The organism is Blastococcus sp. TF02A-35, assembly GCF_004571075.1.
Taxonomy (GTDB): Bacteria; Actinomycetota; Actinomycetes; order Mycobacteriales; family Geodermatophilaceae; genus Blastococcus.
In genome coordinates this window covers 1-14,463 of the sequence record NZ_SPQP01000064.1, presented here as the reverse complement: position 1 = coordinate 14,463, position 14,463 = coordinate 1, and the positions used below count along the sequence as shown (strand labels likewise).

The 14,463-nt window shown below is 75.7% G+C and carries 11 protein-coding genes; 7 read left to right on the top strand and 4 right to left on the bottom strand.

Annotated features, from left to right (window positions below):
- Nucleotides 1–1,082, bottom strand: a 1,082-nt coding sequence (locus E4P43_RS18995; protein WP_348522239.1) for a serine/threonine-protein kinase, incomplete at its 3' end; no start/stop codon positions are given.
- Between the two features lie 70 nt (nt 1,083–1,152).
- Between E4P43_RS18995 and E4P43_RS18990 the strand changes: the two genes are divergently transcribed.
- Genes E4P43_RS18990 through E4P43_RS18975 form a run of 4 tightly spaced genes read left to right on the top strand, consistent with a single transcriptional unit; the run spans nt 1,153 to nt 4,189 of the window.
- The gene (locus E4P43_RS18990; protein ID WP_135147085.1) at nt 1,153–2,397 is read left to right on the top strand and encodes an NAD(P)/FAD-dependent oxidoreductase; all 1,245 of its coding nucleotides are present in this window, start codon (nt 1,153–1,155) and stop codon (nt 2,395–2,397) included.
- Nucleotides 2,397–3,131, top strand: coding sequence for a peptidase E (locus E4P43_RS18985; RefSeq protein WP_135147083.1), 735 nt, complete (start codon nt 2,397–2,399; stop codon nt 3,129–3,131). The genes E4P43_RS18990 and E4P43_RS18985 overlap by 1 nt, the downstream gene beginning before the upstream one ends.
- Nucleotides 3,132–3,152: 21 nt before the next feature.
- A complete protein-coding gene (gene lipB, locus E4P43_RS18980; RefSeq protein ID WP_245159261.1) occupies nt 3,153–3,806 on the top strand; it encodes a lipoyl(octanoyl) transferase LipB in 654 nt (217 codons plus the stop codon).
- Nucleotides 3,806–4,189 (top strand): PPOX class F420-dependent oxidoreductase, encoded by a 384-nt coding sequence (locus tag E4P43_RS18975; RefSeq protein WP_135147081.1) that lies wholly within the window; start codon nt 3,806–3,808, stop codon nt 4,187–4,189. Before lipB ends, E4P43_RS18975 begins: the two co-directional genes overlap by 1 nt.
- A 3-nt stretch (nt 4,190–4,192) precedes the next feature.
- Here the strand turns inward: E4P43_RS18975 and E4P43_RS18970 are convergent, their stop codons facing one another.
- Nucleotides 4,193–5,206, bottom strand: coding sequence for a GNAT family N-acetyltransferase (locus E4P43_RS18970; protein ID WP_135147080.1), 1,014 nt, complete (start codon nt 5,204–5,206; stop codon nt 4,193–4,195).
- 68 nt (nt 5,207–5,274) lie between these two features.
- Entirely contained in the window at nt 5,275–8,169 is a 2,895-nt protein-coding gene (leuS, locus tag E4P43_RS18965; RefSeq protein WP_135147079.1) for a leucine--tRNA ligase, read from the bottom strand.
- A 683-nt stretch (nt 8,170–8,852) separates the two neighbouring features.
- On the opposite strand from leuS, the gene E4P43_RS18960 reads away from it, so the two are divergent.
- Nucleotides 8,853–10,769 (top strand): bifunctional diguanylate cyclase/phosphodiesterase, encoded by a 1,917-nt coding sequence (locus tag E4P43_RS18960; protein WP_167759249.1) that lies wholly within the window; start codon nt 8,853–8,855, stop codon nt 10,767–10,769.
- Between the two features lie 101 nt (nt 10,770–10,870).
- A complete protein-coding gene (locus E4P43_RS18955; RefSeq protein ID WP_135147077.1) occupies nt 10,871–13,174 on the top strand; it encodes a bifunctional diguanylate cyclase/phosphodiesterase in 2,304 nt (767 codons plus the stop codon).
- A gap of 5 nt (nt 13,175–13,179) precedes the next feature.
- On the opposite strand, the gene E4P43_RS18950 is transcribed toward E4P43_RS18955, so the two are convergent.
- Nucleotides 13,180–14,109, bottom strand: a complete 930-nt coding sequence (locus tag E4P43_RS18950; protein WP_135147076.1) for an LLM class F420-dependent oxidoreductase — start codon at nt 14,107–14,109, stop codon at nt 13,180–13,182.
- A gap of 116 nt (nt 14,110–14,225) precedes the next feature.
- On the opposite strand from E4P43_RS18950, the gene E4P43_RS18945 reads away from it, so the two are divergent.
- On the top strand, nt 14,226–14,463 hold a 238-nt coding region (locus E4P43_RS18945), incomplete at its 3' end, for a hypothetical protein (protein WP_209313971.1).

Genomic DNA, 14,463 nt, shown 5'->3' with positions numbered 1-14,463 from the left:
ACCAGCGGGCGCTGCGCCTCCACGCCCAGCGTCCCGGCGCTCTCGAAGCCCATGAAACCGACGACGCCGAGGACGACGCCGACCGCGAGCCCGCCCCACCGCGCGTCGCCGTCCACCACGGGAGCCGGCCGCGGGCGCCGTCCGGGCACCACGTGGGTCAGCGCCGTCCGCACGTCGGGGCGGCCGGCCGAGGGCGCCACCGGCCCGGCGCCGAAGGCCACCGGCTCGGCCGGGCAGGCGTGCCGGAGGTGCAGCGCGAGCTCGGCGGCCGTGCCGCGTTGGTGGGGGTCGGCCGCCAGGCCGCACCGGATCACCGAGAGGAGCGGCTCCGGTGCGCCCGGGGCGAGCTCGGCGAGGTCGGGCAGGTAGCCGTCGCCGGCCACCGCCAGGGTGTCACCGGGTGTCGCCGCGTTCCACGGCGGGACCCCGGTGAGCGCGTGGAACGCGGCCGCGGCGACGCCGAACACGTCCGACGCCGGGCCCGGCACCGCGCCCCGGGCGACTATCGGGTCCACGTAGGCGGGGGTCACCTCCGCGGCCGCCGTCTCGCCCAGCACCCGGGCGACCCCGAGGTCGGTCAGCACCGGGCGCCCCTCGGCCGTGAAGAGGATGTTGCCGGGGGCGAGGTCGCCGTGGACGACGCCGCGCTCGTGGGCGTGGGCCAGGGCCGACGCCACCGGCGCCATCGCGGTGACGACCTCCCCCGGCGTGAGCCGGCCGCGGCGGCCCAGCAGCGCGGCGAGGCTGCCACCGGCGAGCAGGTCGAGCACCAGGGCGACGCGTGGCTCGCCTCCGCGCCGCGGCAGCTGCACCACCTCGTGCAGGCGGACCAGGTGCGGGTGGTCCAGCCCGCCCAGTAGCGCCGCCTCGCGCACCTGGCGGTCGGGGTCCCCGGCCACGAGCACCTTCACCGCCACCGGCTCGCCCCCGCCGAGCGGTACCGCGCGCCAGACCTCGCCCGAGCCGCCCCGCCCGAGCAGCGACTGCAGCGCGTAGCCGGGGACCACGGGTGGCACGGGAGCGGGAGCGGGCATGGGAGGCACCGTAGGCCGGAGCGCGCCCTCGGCGTCCCGGTCGTCCACAGGCTCCGAGGGCGGCGGAGGCACCCGGGCGGCCGACGCGGCCCTCCCTCGATACCGTCGAGCGGTGCCGATGCCCGAGCGCGCCGAGGTCGTCGTCGTCGGGGCCGGCCTGGCCGGGCTCTCCGCGGCGACGCGACTGGCCGACGCCGGGATCGACGTGCACCTGCTGGAGGCCTCCGGCCACGTCGGCGGCCGGGTCGCCAGCGAGCGCCTCGACGGGTTCGTGGTGGACCGCGGCTTCCAGGTGCTCAACACCGGCTACCCGCGGGCCGCCGACCTCGACCTGCCGGCCCTGCGGCTGGGGTTCTTCGAGCGGGGCGCGGTGGTGCGGGTGGACGGACGCGCGCACCGCGTCGTCGACCCGCGCCGGAGGCCGGCCGGGGTGCTCGGCACCGCCGCGGCTCCCCTGGGCCCGCTGCGGGAGAAGGCGGCGCTGGCCGCGTACGCGCTGCGGGCCGGGTACGCGCCCGTCCCCCGCCTGCTGCGGGCACCGGAGACCTCCGCGACGGAGGCCTTCCGCTCCGCGGGCATCGGGGAGGCGGCGCTGGAGCGGTTCCTGCGGCCGTTCCTCGCCGGGGTGCTCCTCGAGGAGGAGCTGGCCACGTCCAGCCGGTACGCCGACCTCCTGTGGCGCAGCTTCGTCCGGGGGTCCACCGGGCTGCCCGCCGAGGGCATGCAGGCCATCGGCGAGCAGCTGGCCGGTCGCCTCGGCACCGGTCGGGTGCACCTGCGGACCGCGGTCCGCTCGGTGGCCCCGGGCTCGGTGACGACGGACGAGCGCAGCTGGTCGGCGCACGCCGTCGTCGTCGCCACCGACCCGGCCACGGCCACCCGGCTGCTGCCCGCCGTCGACGCCGCCGCCCCCCGCCGGGTGACCACGCACCTGCACGTGCTCCCCGAGTCGCCGTGGCCCAGCCCGCTCATCGTGCTCGGGCAGCCCGGGAGCCGGCTGGTCAACACCGCCGTCGTCTCCGACGCCCAGCCCGCGTACAGCCCGGACCGACGCGCCCTCGTGTCGAGCTCCACCCTGGTCGACACCGGCGAGGCGGAGGTGCGCGCAGAGGTCGCCGCGGCGCACGGCGTCTCCCCGTCGGACCTCGAGCACCTGACCTCGGTCACCGTTCCGGAGGCGCAGCCGGCCGCGCTCCCCCCGCTGCGGCTGCGCCGCCCGGTCGACCTGGGCGACGGGCTGTACGTCTGCGGCGACCACCGCGACACCCCGTCCATCCAGGGCGCCATGGCCAGCGGCGCCCGGGTGGCCCGGGCCGTCCGCGCCGCCCTCGCGTCACCGACCGGCGACCGGAGGACCGGCTGATGCCCGCGACCGCACCGACGATCCTCGCCACCAGCATGGGCTTCGCCTCGCGCGGGCGCGGCCCCGCCGACTGGGCACCCGGGCCGGTGTTCGACCTGGCGTTCCGGCTCGCCGGAGGGCCGCCGCGGCCGAGGCTCTGCTACCTCGGCACCGCGACCGGGGACGACCCCGCCCGCGTCGCCGCCGTCTACGGGGCGTTCGCCGGCAGCGAGGTCCGGGTCAGCCACCTGAGCCTGTTCCCGATGCCGACGGTGGCCGACGTCCGGGCGCACCTGCTGGCGCAGGACGTCGTCTGGGTCGGCGGCGGGAGCGTCGCCAACCTGCTGGCCGTCTGGCGGGCGCACGGCCTGGACGAGGTGTTCCGCGAGGCGTGGGAGGCGGGGGTCGTCCTCGCCGGCGTCTCCGCCGGGTCGCTGTGCTGGCACGTCGGCGGCACCACCGACTCCTTCGGCCGCGACCTGCGCCCGGTGACGAACGGGCTGGGCCTGATCCCGGCGTCCAACGGCGTCCACCACGACTCCGAGGAGCAGCGCCGGCCGCTGTACCACCGGCTGGTGGCCGACGGCACGCTCCCGCCGGGCCACGCGACCGACGACGGCGCCGGGCTGGTCTACCGCGGCACCGAGCTGGTGGAGGCGGTGAGCGACCGGCCCGGCGCCGCCGCCTACCGGGTGGCGCGCGGCCCGGACGGCGCCGCGGTCGAGACCCGCGTCGAGCCCCGCCTCCTCGGGTGAGACGGGCATAGGCTGGTCGACGTGACGCTCGAGGTGCTCCGGCCCGGCCTGGTCGACTACGCGCAGGCCTGGGACCTGCAGCGCGAGCTGCACGCCAAGCGCGTCGCCGGCGAGGTGCCCGACACGCTGCTGCTCCTGGAGCACCCGCCGGTCTACACGGCGGGCAAGCGCACCGAGCCGCACGAGCGCCCCTTCGACGGCACGCCGGTGGTCGACGTCGACCGCGGCGGGAAGATCACCTGGCACGGTCCGGGCCAGCTGGTGGGCTACCCCATCGTCGCGCTGCCCGACCCGGTCGACGTCGTCGCCTACGTCAGGCGGCTGGAGGGCGCGCTGATCGAGGTGTGCGCCGGGCTGGGCGTGACCGCCGGCCGCGTCGAGGGCCGCAGCGGCGTGTGGCTGCCGGCCGACGCCCCCGGCGCCGGGACCCGCCCCGAGCGCAAGGTCGCGGCCATCGGCATCCGCGTCGCCCGCGGCGTGACGATGCACGGCTTCGCGCTGAACTGCGACCCCGACCTGTCCGCCTTCGCCAACATGGTCCCGTGCGGGATCCCCGACGCCGGGGTGACCTCGCTGTCGGCCGAGCTCGGCCGGGACGTCACCGTGGCCGAGGCGGTCGAGCCGGTCGAGGCCGCGATGACCGCCGTCCTCACCGGCCAGCCGGCCGGCCGCTGATGGCGCCGCTCCCCCGCAGCACCTACGTCAGCCTGACCACGTTCCGCCGCACCGGGGCGCCGGTGGCGACGCCGGTGTGGGCGGCCCCGGACGGCGACGCGCTCGTCGTCTGGACCCGTGCCGACTCGGGCAAGGTCAAGCGCCTCCGGCACACCTCGCGGGTGACCGTCGCGCCGTGCGACGTCCGGGGCAGGGTCGGGGGCCCGGCGGTGGACGCGGTGGCCGAGTTCGTGGACCGCGCCGAGTGGCCGCAGGCCCTGGCGGCGATGCGGCGGGCGTACGGCTGGAAGTTCTCCCTGGGCCACCGGTTCTCCCGGCTCTGGCACCGGCTCACCCGCCAGGGCGGCGACCGGCACGAGCTGATCCGGATCCGCGCGGCCTGACGCTCAGCCCAGCCGCAGGGACCAGCAGGACAGCCGGCCGGCCGGCACGAAGCCGAGCGCCTCGTTCACCGCCACCATCGGGGTGTTGGTCTCGGCGTTGTAGGTGCTGACCCGCCGCACCTCGGGGAGCTCCGCCGCCAGCCGGCGGAGGACGGCGGCCTTGACCAGCGCACCGAGGCGGTGGCCCCGGTGCTCCCGGAGGACCAGGGTGCCGCCCTGGTGGGCGCGCTCGGGCTGGTCCAGCACCACCTGGAGGTCGGTGAAGGCCACCAGCCGGCCCTCGACGACGGCGCCGGCGGAGAGCACCGTCCGGCCACGAGCGACGTGCCCCGCCTCGTACTCGCGGATCCGCGCGCCGTCCCAGCGCTCCTCCTCCACCGGGAGGTCGCCGTGCGGCGCGTCGGTGCTCATCCGCTGCTCGAGGAGGGCGCGGTCGCCGAGGAGGTCCTCCGGGGTCCGGTCCCGCCAGGTGAGGACGTGGTAGCCGGCGCTCCGCTCGCGGGCGTCGGCCTCCACCGCCGACAGCCGCGCCTCGTCGGCCGGCAGGAGCAGGTCGCGACGGGTCTCCTCCAGGTCGCAGGTCCAGCCGAGGGCCGAGGCGAACCGGCGCCCGGGCGCGCCCTCCCCCGGCTCGTCCACGTCGGCGACCAGCGTCGTCCGGCCGTGGGCGGCGGCCAGCCGCAGCGCCTCGGCGTGCAGCGCCCGGCCGACCCCCCGGCGCCGGTGGTCCGGGTGCACCGCCAGGTCGACGACGGCCATCGACGGGTTGTCCCTGAGCGGGAGGATCAGCCGCAGGGCCCCGGCCACGTCGTCCCCGACGAGCGCGGCGCGGTGCGTGCCGTCCCGCGACCCGCCGGGCGCCACCAGCTGCCGTCCGAGCGCCACGTGGTCGGCGGCCGGGCGTGGGGTCTGGCCGGGGCGGTCGGCGCGCTCGGACGCCGCCCACACCCCGCACCAGGCGGGGAAGCGGGCGTCGTCCGGGCCGAGCTCGACGAGTGCCGCGGTGGAGGAGGTCACGCCTCCGGTTCTACCGCCCGCAGCAAGCCGTTTTCCGCCCCGGCAGGGCCGGAATGGCCATTCCGGCCCTAGCCCAGGACGAAGTTGACCAGGCGGCCCGGGACGGCGACGACGCGGCGGATCGTGGCCCCGTCCAGGTAGCCGGCGATCTTCTCGTCGGCCCGGGCGGCAGCCTCCAGCGCCGCGGCGTCCGCGTCGGCGGGGACGGTGACCTGCGAGCGCACTTTGCCGTTGACCTGGACGGCGACCTGCACGGTGTCCTCGACCAGCCAGCGCTCGTCGGCCACCGGGAAGGGCGCCCACGCCGAGGATTCCTGGTGGCCCAGCCGGGACCACAGCTCCTCGGCCAGGTGCGGGGCCAGCGGCGCGACCATCAGCACCAGCGGCTCGGCCACCGACCGCGGCACCGGCGCCGACGCCCCGAACGCCTGCGTCAGGTGGTTGGTCAGCTCGGTGATCCGCGCGATCGCGATGTTGAACCGCAGGGTCGCGTAGCCGTCGCGGACGCCGTCGATCGCCTTGTGCAGCGCGCGCAGCGTCTCCTCGGCGGGCTCGGCGTCGGTGGCCCGCACCGCGCCGGTCTCCTCGTCGACGACGACCCGACAGATCCGCTGCAGCAGCCGCTGCGAGCCGACGACCGCCTTGGTCTCCCACGGCCGGGACTGCTCCAGCGGGCCGGTGGACATCTCGTACACGCGGAAGGTGTCGGCGCCGTACGCGCCGATCATCTCGTCCGGCGTGACCATGTTCTTCAGGCTCTTGCCGATCTTCCCGTACTCGCGGTTGACCGGCTCGCCCTCGTAGAGGAACTGCCCGTCCTTCTCGACCACGTCGGCCGCGGGCACGTAGAAGCCGCGGGAGTCGGTGTACGCGTAGGCGGAGATGTAGCCCTGGTTGACCAGCCGGCGGAACGGCTCCTCGCTGGAGACGTGCCCCAGGTCGAACAGCACCTTGTGCCAGAACCGCGCGTACAGCAGGTGCAGCACCGCGTGCTCGACGCCGCCGACGTACAGGTCCACGCCGCCGGTGTCGCCGGGCTCGCGCGGACCCATCCAGTAGCGCTCCAGCTCGGGGTCGACCATCTGGGTGTCGTCGCCCGGGTCCAGGTAGCGCAGGTAGTACCAGCACGAACCCGCCCAGTTGGGCATCGTGTTGGTCTCGCGGCGGTACTTCTTCGGCCCGTCGCCCAGGTCCAGCTCGACCGTGGTCCAGTCGGTGGCGCGCGACAGCGGCGGCTCCGGGGAGGAGTCGGCGTCGTCGTCGGCGAAGGTCTTGGGCGAGTAGTCGTCGACCTCGGGCAGCAGCACCGGCAGCATCGAGGTGGGGACGGCGATCGGCCGGTCGTCCTCGTCGTAGACGATCGGGAACGGCTCGCCCCAGTAGCGCTGCCGGCTGAACAGCCAGTCGCGCAGCTTGTAGGTGGTCGTCGCCTCGCCGGCGCCGCGGGCGACCAGCCAGTCGGTGATGCGGGCGATGGCGGTGGCCTTGTCCAGCCCGTCCAGCGAGATCTCGTCGTTGGCGGAGTTGATCATCGTCCCGGCGCCGGTGTACGCGCCGCTCTCGTCGTCGAAGCCCTCGGGCCGCTCGACGGTCGGCACGATCTCCAGGCCGAACTTCCTCGCGAACTCCCAGTCGCGGGTGTCCTCACCCGGCACCGCCATGATCGCGCCGGTGCCGTAGCCGGTCAGCACGTAGTCGGCGATGAAGACCGGCAGCTCCCGGCCGTTGACCGGGTTGACGGCGTTGACGCCCAGCCAGACGCCGGTCTTCTCGCGGCCGGCGTCCTGGCGGTCCAGCTCCGAGCGGCGGGAGGCCTGCCGCTGGTAGTCCCGCACGGCCTCGGCCGGGGTAGCCGCCCCGCCGGTCCAGCGGGGGTCGGTGCCGTCGGGCCACACGGCCGCGGTCAGCGAGCCGACCAGCGGGTGCTCGGGCGCCAGCACCACGTAGGTGGCGCCGAACAGCGTGTCGGGGCGGGTCGTGAACACCTCGATCTGCTGGTCACCGGCGGCGAAGCGGATCCTGGCGCCGGTCGACCGGCCGATCCAGTTGCGCTGCATCAGCTTCAGCGAGTCCGACCAGTCCAGCCGGTCCAGGTCGGCCAGCAGCCGGTCGGCGTAGGCGGTGATCCGCATCATCCACTGCTTCAGCGGGCGCCGGAACACCGGGAAGTTGCCCCGCTCGGAGCGCCCGTCGGGCGTGACCTCCTCGTTGGACAGCACGGTGCCCAGGCCCGGGCACCAGTTGACCGGTGCCTCGTGCAGGTAGGCCAGCCGGTGCGCGTCGACGACGGCGCGCTTCTCGACCTCGGTCAGCTCCGCCCACGGGCGGCCGGAGGGGTTGGTGCCCTCGGCCGGCTCGCGGGTGCCGGCGTCCAGCTCGGCCACCAGCTCGGCGATCGGCCGCGCCTTGCCGGCCCGCTCGTCGAACCAGGACCCGAAGATCTGCAGGAAGATCCACTGGGTCCACTTGTAGTAGCCGGGGTCGATGGTGGCGAAGGTGCGGCGCTGGTCGTGGTCGACGCCCAGCCGGCGCAGCTGCGCCTTGATCGCGGCGATGTTCGCCTCGGTGGTGATCCGCGGGTGCTGCCCGGTCTGCACCGCGTACTGCTCCGCGGGCAGGCCGAAGGCGTCGTAGCCCATCGGGTGCAGGACGTTGTCGCCGTCCATGCGGCGGAACCGGCTGGTGACGTCGGTCCCCAGGTAGCCCAGCGGGTGCCCGACGTGCAGCCCCGCGCCCGAGGGGTACGGGAACATGTCCATCGCGAAGAACTTCGGCCGGTCGGCGACCTTCTCGAAGCCCTCGCTCAGCCGCCCTGTCGGGTTGGGCGTGTGGAACGTGCCCTGCGTCTCCCAGCGGTCCTGCCAGTCCAGCTCGATCTGCTGCGCCAGCGCCGGCGTGTACCGGTGCGCGGGAACGCCGTCGCCGGTGGGCGCGGCGGCGGGCTGGCGGTCGGTCTGGCTCATCGTGGGGCTCCCGTGGGGCTCGAACCGGTGGCGGGCAGAAAAAAACCCCTCACGCAGGAGGGGTCGCCGTGCTGTCCGATCGGATCAGGTCAGCACGGCCGGAGAAGGAGCAGTCCACCGGACACGCGGCCAGCGTACCGCCCCCGCACCGCGGACCTCGGCCGACCGCGGCCCTCCCGGCTCACCCCACCGGAGGAGCCAGGGCCACGCGGGGTGCGCCGGAGCGCTCGAACAGCCGACCACCCGGGGGTGAGGACTCAGCAGCCGGGTGGCGGCGGCCTGTCGCGGTGGTGCGCCGTGCTGGCCGCCGCCTGCCTCGGCCTGTTCGCCACGGGTGTCGGCAGCCGACCGGCCGGCGCGGGCTGGGCGCTGGCCTACGACGTCGTGCTCTACAACGCCGTGTACGTCCTGGCCGCCGTGGGCTGCTTCGCCGCGGCGCGCCGCTCCGGGGAACGCCTGACCTGGCTGGCCATGGGCCTCGGCCTGGTCCTGTCCACCTCGGGCAACCTCGTCTACAGCCTGGTCATCGCCCGGATGCCCGACGAGCCCTACCCCTCGGTCGCCGACGTCCTCTACCTCGCGTCGTTCGTGCCCACCTGCCTGGGCCTGGTCTCGTTCGTCCGCGCCCGGGTCCCCCGCATGCGCCCGCGATGGTGCGCCCGGGTCCCCCGCATGCGCCCGCGATGGTGCTCGACGGCCTGGTCGGCGCCCTCGGGGCGACGGCGATCGCGGCGGTGGTCCTGCTCGGCCCGGAGACCATCGAAGTCGGCGAGGACACCGCGGCGGCCCTGGTGGGCCTGGTCTACACGGTCGCCGACATGGTGCGGCTCGCCCTGTTCGTGGCCGCTGGGGCCGTGCTGGGCCTGCGCCGCGAGGTCACGCTGGTCCTCCTCATGGCCGGCGTGGCCAGCGCCCTCGTCGGGGACCTCGTCTACAGCCGCCTGGCGGCCCTCGGGATCTACGTGGAGGGCGGCGTGCTGGACCTGACGTGGCTCCTCCACGCTGCCCTGGTCGCGCAGGCCGCCCACCGGTCCAGGCCGGCGCGGGGCGACGGCCACGCCGGGGGCCACTCGGGCGTGCGCACGGGCTGGCGGCACATCGCCATCCCGCTCGGGCTCAACGTGGCCGGCATCGCCGTCCTCATGGCCCACACCGCGGCGACCGCGCCGATCGCCGCGTGGTGCGCCGCCGGCTGCATCTCGGCGACCCTCGTCCGGTCGATCGTGAGCTTCCGGGAGCTGCGCCACTTCCACGCCGTCCGGGCGGAGGCGCGCACCGACGAGCTGACCGGCCTGCCCAACCGCCGGGCGCTGCTCGGTCACGCCGGCACCGTGGTCGCAGCCGCGACCACGCGGCGCCCGGTGGGCCTCCTCCTCCTCGACCTCGACGGCTTCAAGGAGGTCAACGACGGCCTCGGCCACGCGGCCGGTGACGAGCTGCTGCGCCAGATCGGACCGCGGCTGGCCGCCGAGCTGGGCCCGGTCGACATGCTCGCCCGGCTCGGCGGTGACGAGTTCGCCGTGCTCGTGCCGGACGCCGACGTCGACCGGGCGCACGAGCTCGCACGACGCCTCCACGCCCGGCTCCGCGAGCCGTTCACCGTCGAAGGGCAGCGCCTGCACGTGGGCGCCAGCATCGGCGTCGCCACCGCGCCGGTCCCCGCCGCCGGGGTCCAGGAGCTGCTCCGCTGCGCTGACGTCGCCATGTACGCGGCGAAGGCGGCCCAGGAGGGCGTCCGCGTGTACCTGCCCGACCCCCGGGGAGGCGGCGGTGACCGGCTGCGGACCATGGAGGAGCTGCGGACCGCGCTCGAGACCGGCCAGCTGCTCGTGCACCTGCAGCCCCAGGTGCGGCTGTCCGACGGCACGGTCGCCGGGGTGGAGGCGCTGGTGCGGTGGCAGCACCCCTCGCGCGGCCTGCTCGGACCGGCCGAGATCCTGCCTGCCGCCGAGCAGGCCGGCCTGATGCAGCCGCTGACCGACGTCGTCCTCGGGCTGGCTCTCGAGGCGGCCACCCGGTGGTGGACGGAGCGGTCGGTGCCGGTGTCGGTGAACCTGTCGGCGGCCAGCGTCACCGACCTGGAGCTGCCGACCACCGTCATCCGCCGCCTGGAGGACCACGGTCTCCCCCCGGAGGCGCTGACCCTCGAGCTGGTCGAGGACACCCTCATGGCCGACCCCGACCGCGGCCGCACGGTGCTGGGTGAGCTGCGCCGGCTCGGCGTCCGCACCTCGATCGACGACTACGGCACCGGGTACAGCTCGCTTGCCTACCTGCGCCACCTGCCCGCCGACGAGCTCAAGCTCGACCGCAGCCTCACCGCCGACGTGGGCCGGGACCAGCGGGCGACGGCGATCGCCGGGCACACCGTGGCCCTGGTCCACGCCCTCGGCATGACCCTGGTCGCCGAGGGGGTGGAGGACGACGAGACCGCGGCCGTCCTCGCCGCGCTCGGGTGCGACGTCGCCCAGGGCTGGGCGGTCGCCCGGCCGATGCCGGTCGAGCAGCTCCTCGGGTGGCTGGCCGACCGCCCGGCACCGTCGTCCGGCGTCCCGGTGGTCCCCGCGCCGCGGCTGCCAGGGCAGCCCGTCCCCCGGTGATCCCCCACCGCGAGCGCCGCGGCGGGCCGGTCTCACCCTTCCGGGCCGGAACCGGCCGGAACGAGGTGCGGCCGCCGGTCGTCCCCGCCGATGAGATCCCCGTGGACCAGAACCGGAGCACGGAGCGCCACCGCGCGCCCTCCTCCGGGCTGCTCCTCGCGCTCACCCTGCTCGGCGTCGCGCTCTTCGCCACCGGCGTGGGACCGCGCCCCGCGGGCCTCGCCTGGGACCGCCTCTACGACGTCCTCCTCTACAACACCGCCTACCTGCCGGCGGCCCTCGCCTGCTGGTACGCCGCCGGGCGGCTGCCGCGGGAGCGGCTGGCCTGGCGCGTCCTGGCCGTGTCGCTGCTCCTGAACGCCGTCGCGAACGGGCTGCGCTCCTGGACCGCCGGACCCGACGGTGGCGGGACCTCGCCGCTGGTGGTCGTCGACGTCCTGTCGCTGCTGGCGTACCTGATGCTCTACGTGGTGATGGTGGGCCTGATCCGCGCCCGCGTCCCGCGCTTCCACCCGAGCATGTGGCTCGACGGGCTCGTCGGCGCCCTGGGCACCATGTCGGTCGGGCTCGCCTTCCTCATCGGCCCCTACCTGGACCCGGCACCGGGCCGCGAGGCGGTGCCGCTGGTCCAGCTCGTGCTGCCGGCCACCGACGTGCTGCTGTTCGCCCTCCTGGGCGCCGTCGGCTCGATCCTCGGCGTGCGGCTGGACCGGACGCTGGTCCTGGTCATCGGCGCGCTCGCCTCGATCCTCGTGGGCGACGTCCTCCTCACGGCCCGGACCGTGCGCGGCACCTACGTCGACGGCGGCCCGTTGGAGCTGGCCTGGCTGGTCGGCATCGTGCTCGTCGCGCTGGCCGCGCACCACGCCCGGCCCCGGCCCGCGCCGGACCCGTCGGTCAGCGGCACCCGGCTGGGCGGGCGGCTGCTGGCCCTCCCCCTCGTCTGCGTCATGGGCAGCCTCGTCGTCCTCGCCAACGGCTGGGGCGACGACCTGCCGGAGGCCGCCGCGTGGGTGGCGATCGGCTGCGTGCTCGCCGCCGTCACCCGGACCGGCGTCACCTTCCGCGAGGTCCGTGCCTTCAACGAGGTCCGCGAGCAGGCCCGCACCGACGAGCTCACCGGGCTGGCGAACCGCCGGGCGCTGCTCGATGCGGCCGACCGGGTGCTGCGGACCGCCACCGCCCGCAAGCAGGCCGCGCTCCTCCTGCTGGACCTCGACGGCTTCAAGGAGGTCAACGACAGCCTCGGCCACACCGCCGGCGACCAGCTGCTGCGCCAGATCGGCCCGCGGCTGCTGCCCGCGCTCGGCCCCCACGACGTGCTGGCCCGCCTCGGCGGCGACGAGTTCGCCGTCCTCCTCCCCGAGGTCTCCCTCGACGAGGCCCAGGAGCGGGCCGAGCGGCTGCGCGCGCTGGTCCTGCAGCCGTTCCCGGTCGAGGACATCCGCCTGCACGTGGGGGTGAGCATCGGCGTGGCCACCGCGCCGGTGCCGGCCGCCACCGTGCAGGAGATGCTGCGCTGCGCCGACGTCGCCATGTACGCGGCCAAGGCCGCCCGCGAGGGCGTGCACGTCTACGTCCCCGACCCGCACGGCGGCAGCGGCGACCGGCTGCGGACGATGGAGGAGCTGCGGACGGCGCTCGAGGGCGACGAGCTGCTCGTGCACCTGCAGCCCCAGGTCGGCTTCGCCGACGGCCGGGTCGTGGGCGTCGAGGCGCTGGTCCGCTGGCAGCACCCGGTCCGCGGCCTGCTGTCCCCCGCCGAGCTGCTCCCTGCCGCCGAGCAGGCCGGCCTGCTGCGGCAGCTCACCGACAAGGTGCTCGACCTCGCCCTGGGCGCGACGACGCTGTGGTGGTCGGCCGACCCGGTGCCGGTGTCGGTCAACCTCTCGGCCGCCAACGTCAACGACGTCGACCTGCCCGAGAAGGTCGCCGCCGCGCTGGCCCACCACGGCCTGCCCGCGGACGCCCTCACCCTGGAGCTGGTCGAGGACACCCTCATGGCCGACCCCGAGCGCGGCCGCCAGGTGCTCGCCGAGCTGCGCCGGCTCGGCGTCCGGACCTCGATCGACGACTACGGGACGGGCTACAGCTCGCTGGCCTACCTGCGCCACCTGCCGGCCGACGAGCTCAAGCTCGACCGCAGCCTCACCGCCGACGTGACCACCGACCCGCGCGCCGCCGCGATCGTCCGGCACACCGCCTCGCTGGCCCACGACCTGGGCCTGCGCCTGGTCGTGGAGGGGGTCGAGGACGCCGCCGCGTGCGCGGCCCTGGCCCGGCTCGGCTGCGACATCGCACAGGGCTACGCGATCTCCCGCCCCATGCCGGTCGGGCAGTTCCTGGCCTGGCTGGAGCACCCGCAGCACCCGCTGCTGGACCCGGGCCGCTCGCTGCGCAGCTGAGGACCTCAGCGCAGCTGGGGAGCCACCTCCGCGGCCACCAGGTCCAGATGGTCCAGGTCGGCGAGGTCCAGCACCTGCAGGTACACCCGCTGGGCGCCGGCCTCGGCGTAGCGGCCGAGCACGTCGACGGCCTCCGCGGGCGTTCCGGCGACCCCGTGCGCGCGCAGCTCGTCGACGTCGCGGCCGATGGCGGCGGCGCGGCGGGCGACCTCGGCCTCGTCCCTGCCGACGCACAGCACCAGCGCGGAGCTGTAGACCAGCGACGACGGGTCCCGGCCGGCCTCGTCGCAGGCCTCGCGGACCCCGGCGAACAGGCGGGCGTTGTCCGCGGCGGACATGAAGGGCACGTTGAACTCGCCGGCGTAGCGGGCGGCCAGCCGGGGCGTGCGCTTCCTGCCGGCACCCCCGACCAGGATCGGGACGCCCCCGTCCTGCACGGGCTTGGGCAGGGCCGGTGACCCGGACAGCCGGTAGTACCGGCCGTCGAAGTCGAAGGTCTCCCCGACCGGCGTGCGCCACAGCCCGGTGAGGACGGCGAGCTGCTCCTCGTACCGGTCGAAGCGCTCCCCCAGCGGCGGGAACGGGATGCCGTAGGCGGTGTGCTCGGCCTCGAACCAGCCGGAGCCGATGCCCAGCTCGACCCGTCCACCGCTCATCTGGTCGACCTGGGCGACGCTGATGGCCAGCGGGCCGGGGAGCCGGAAGGTGCCGGCCGTCATGAGGGTCCCGAGCCGGATCCGGCTGGTCTCCCGGGCCAGGCCGGCGAGGGTGACCCAGGCGTCGGTCGGGCCGGGCAGCCCGTCCCCGCCCATGGTCAGGTAGTGGTCGGAACGGAAGAAGGCGTCGAAGCCGGCCTCCTCCGTCCGGCGCGCCACGGCGAGCAGGTCGTCGTAGGTGGCGCCCATCTGCGGCTCGGTGAAGATGCGCAACTGCACGTCGGGACCGTAACCAGGACCACGCCGTCCTGCGCACCCACCTGCGGTCTCGGGGTGTGCTCACCGCCGGGACCGGGCAGGATGATCGCGAGACGATCAACTCGGAGGTGCAGCTCGTGTTCCGCAAGAAGACGCGTGGTCAGGTCATCGGCGCCGAGCTCCAGGAGGGTTTCGCCCACATCGGGGTCGCCGCCACCGAGGCCGGTCGCTACGCAGCCGAGCAGTTCGGCCCCCGCGTGGCAGCCGCCCGCGAGGCGACGGGCCCGGCGCTCGACGCCGCCCAGCGTGCCGTCGCGCCCAAGGTGGCCGCCGCCGTGGCCGTCGCCGCCCCGGCCGTCGCCGGCGCGCGAGATC

Excerpts from the sequence above, each read along its gene's own strand:
- E4P43_RS18985 (WP_135147083.1), top strand. The coding sequence starts at position 2,397 with ATGCCCGCGACCGCACCGACGATCCTCGCCACCAGCATGGGCTTCGCC.
- leuS (WP_135147079.1), bottom strand. The coding sequence starts at position 8,169 with ATGAGCCAGACCGACCGCCAGCCCGCCGCCGCGCCCACCGGCGACGGC.
- E4P43_RS18975 (WP_135147081.1), top strand. The coding sequence starts at position 3,806 with ATGGCGCCGCTCCCCCGCAGCACCTACGTCAGCCTGACCACGTTCCGC.
- E4P43_RS18990 (WP_135147085.1), top strand. The coding sequence starts at position 1,153 with ATGCCCGAGCGCGCCGAGGTCGTCGTCGTCGGGGCCGGCCTGGCCGGG.
- E4P43_RS18960 (WP_167759249.1), top strand. The coding sequence starts at position 8,853 with ATGGTGCTCGACGGCCTGGTCGGCGCCCTCGGGGCGACGGCGATCGCG.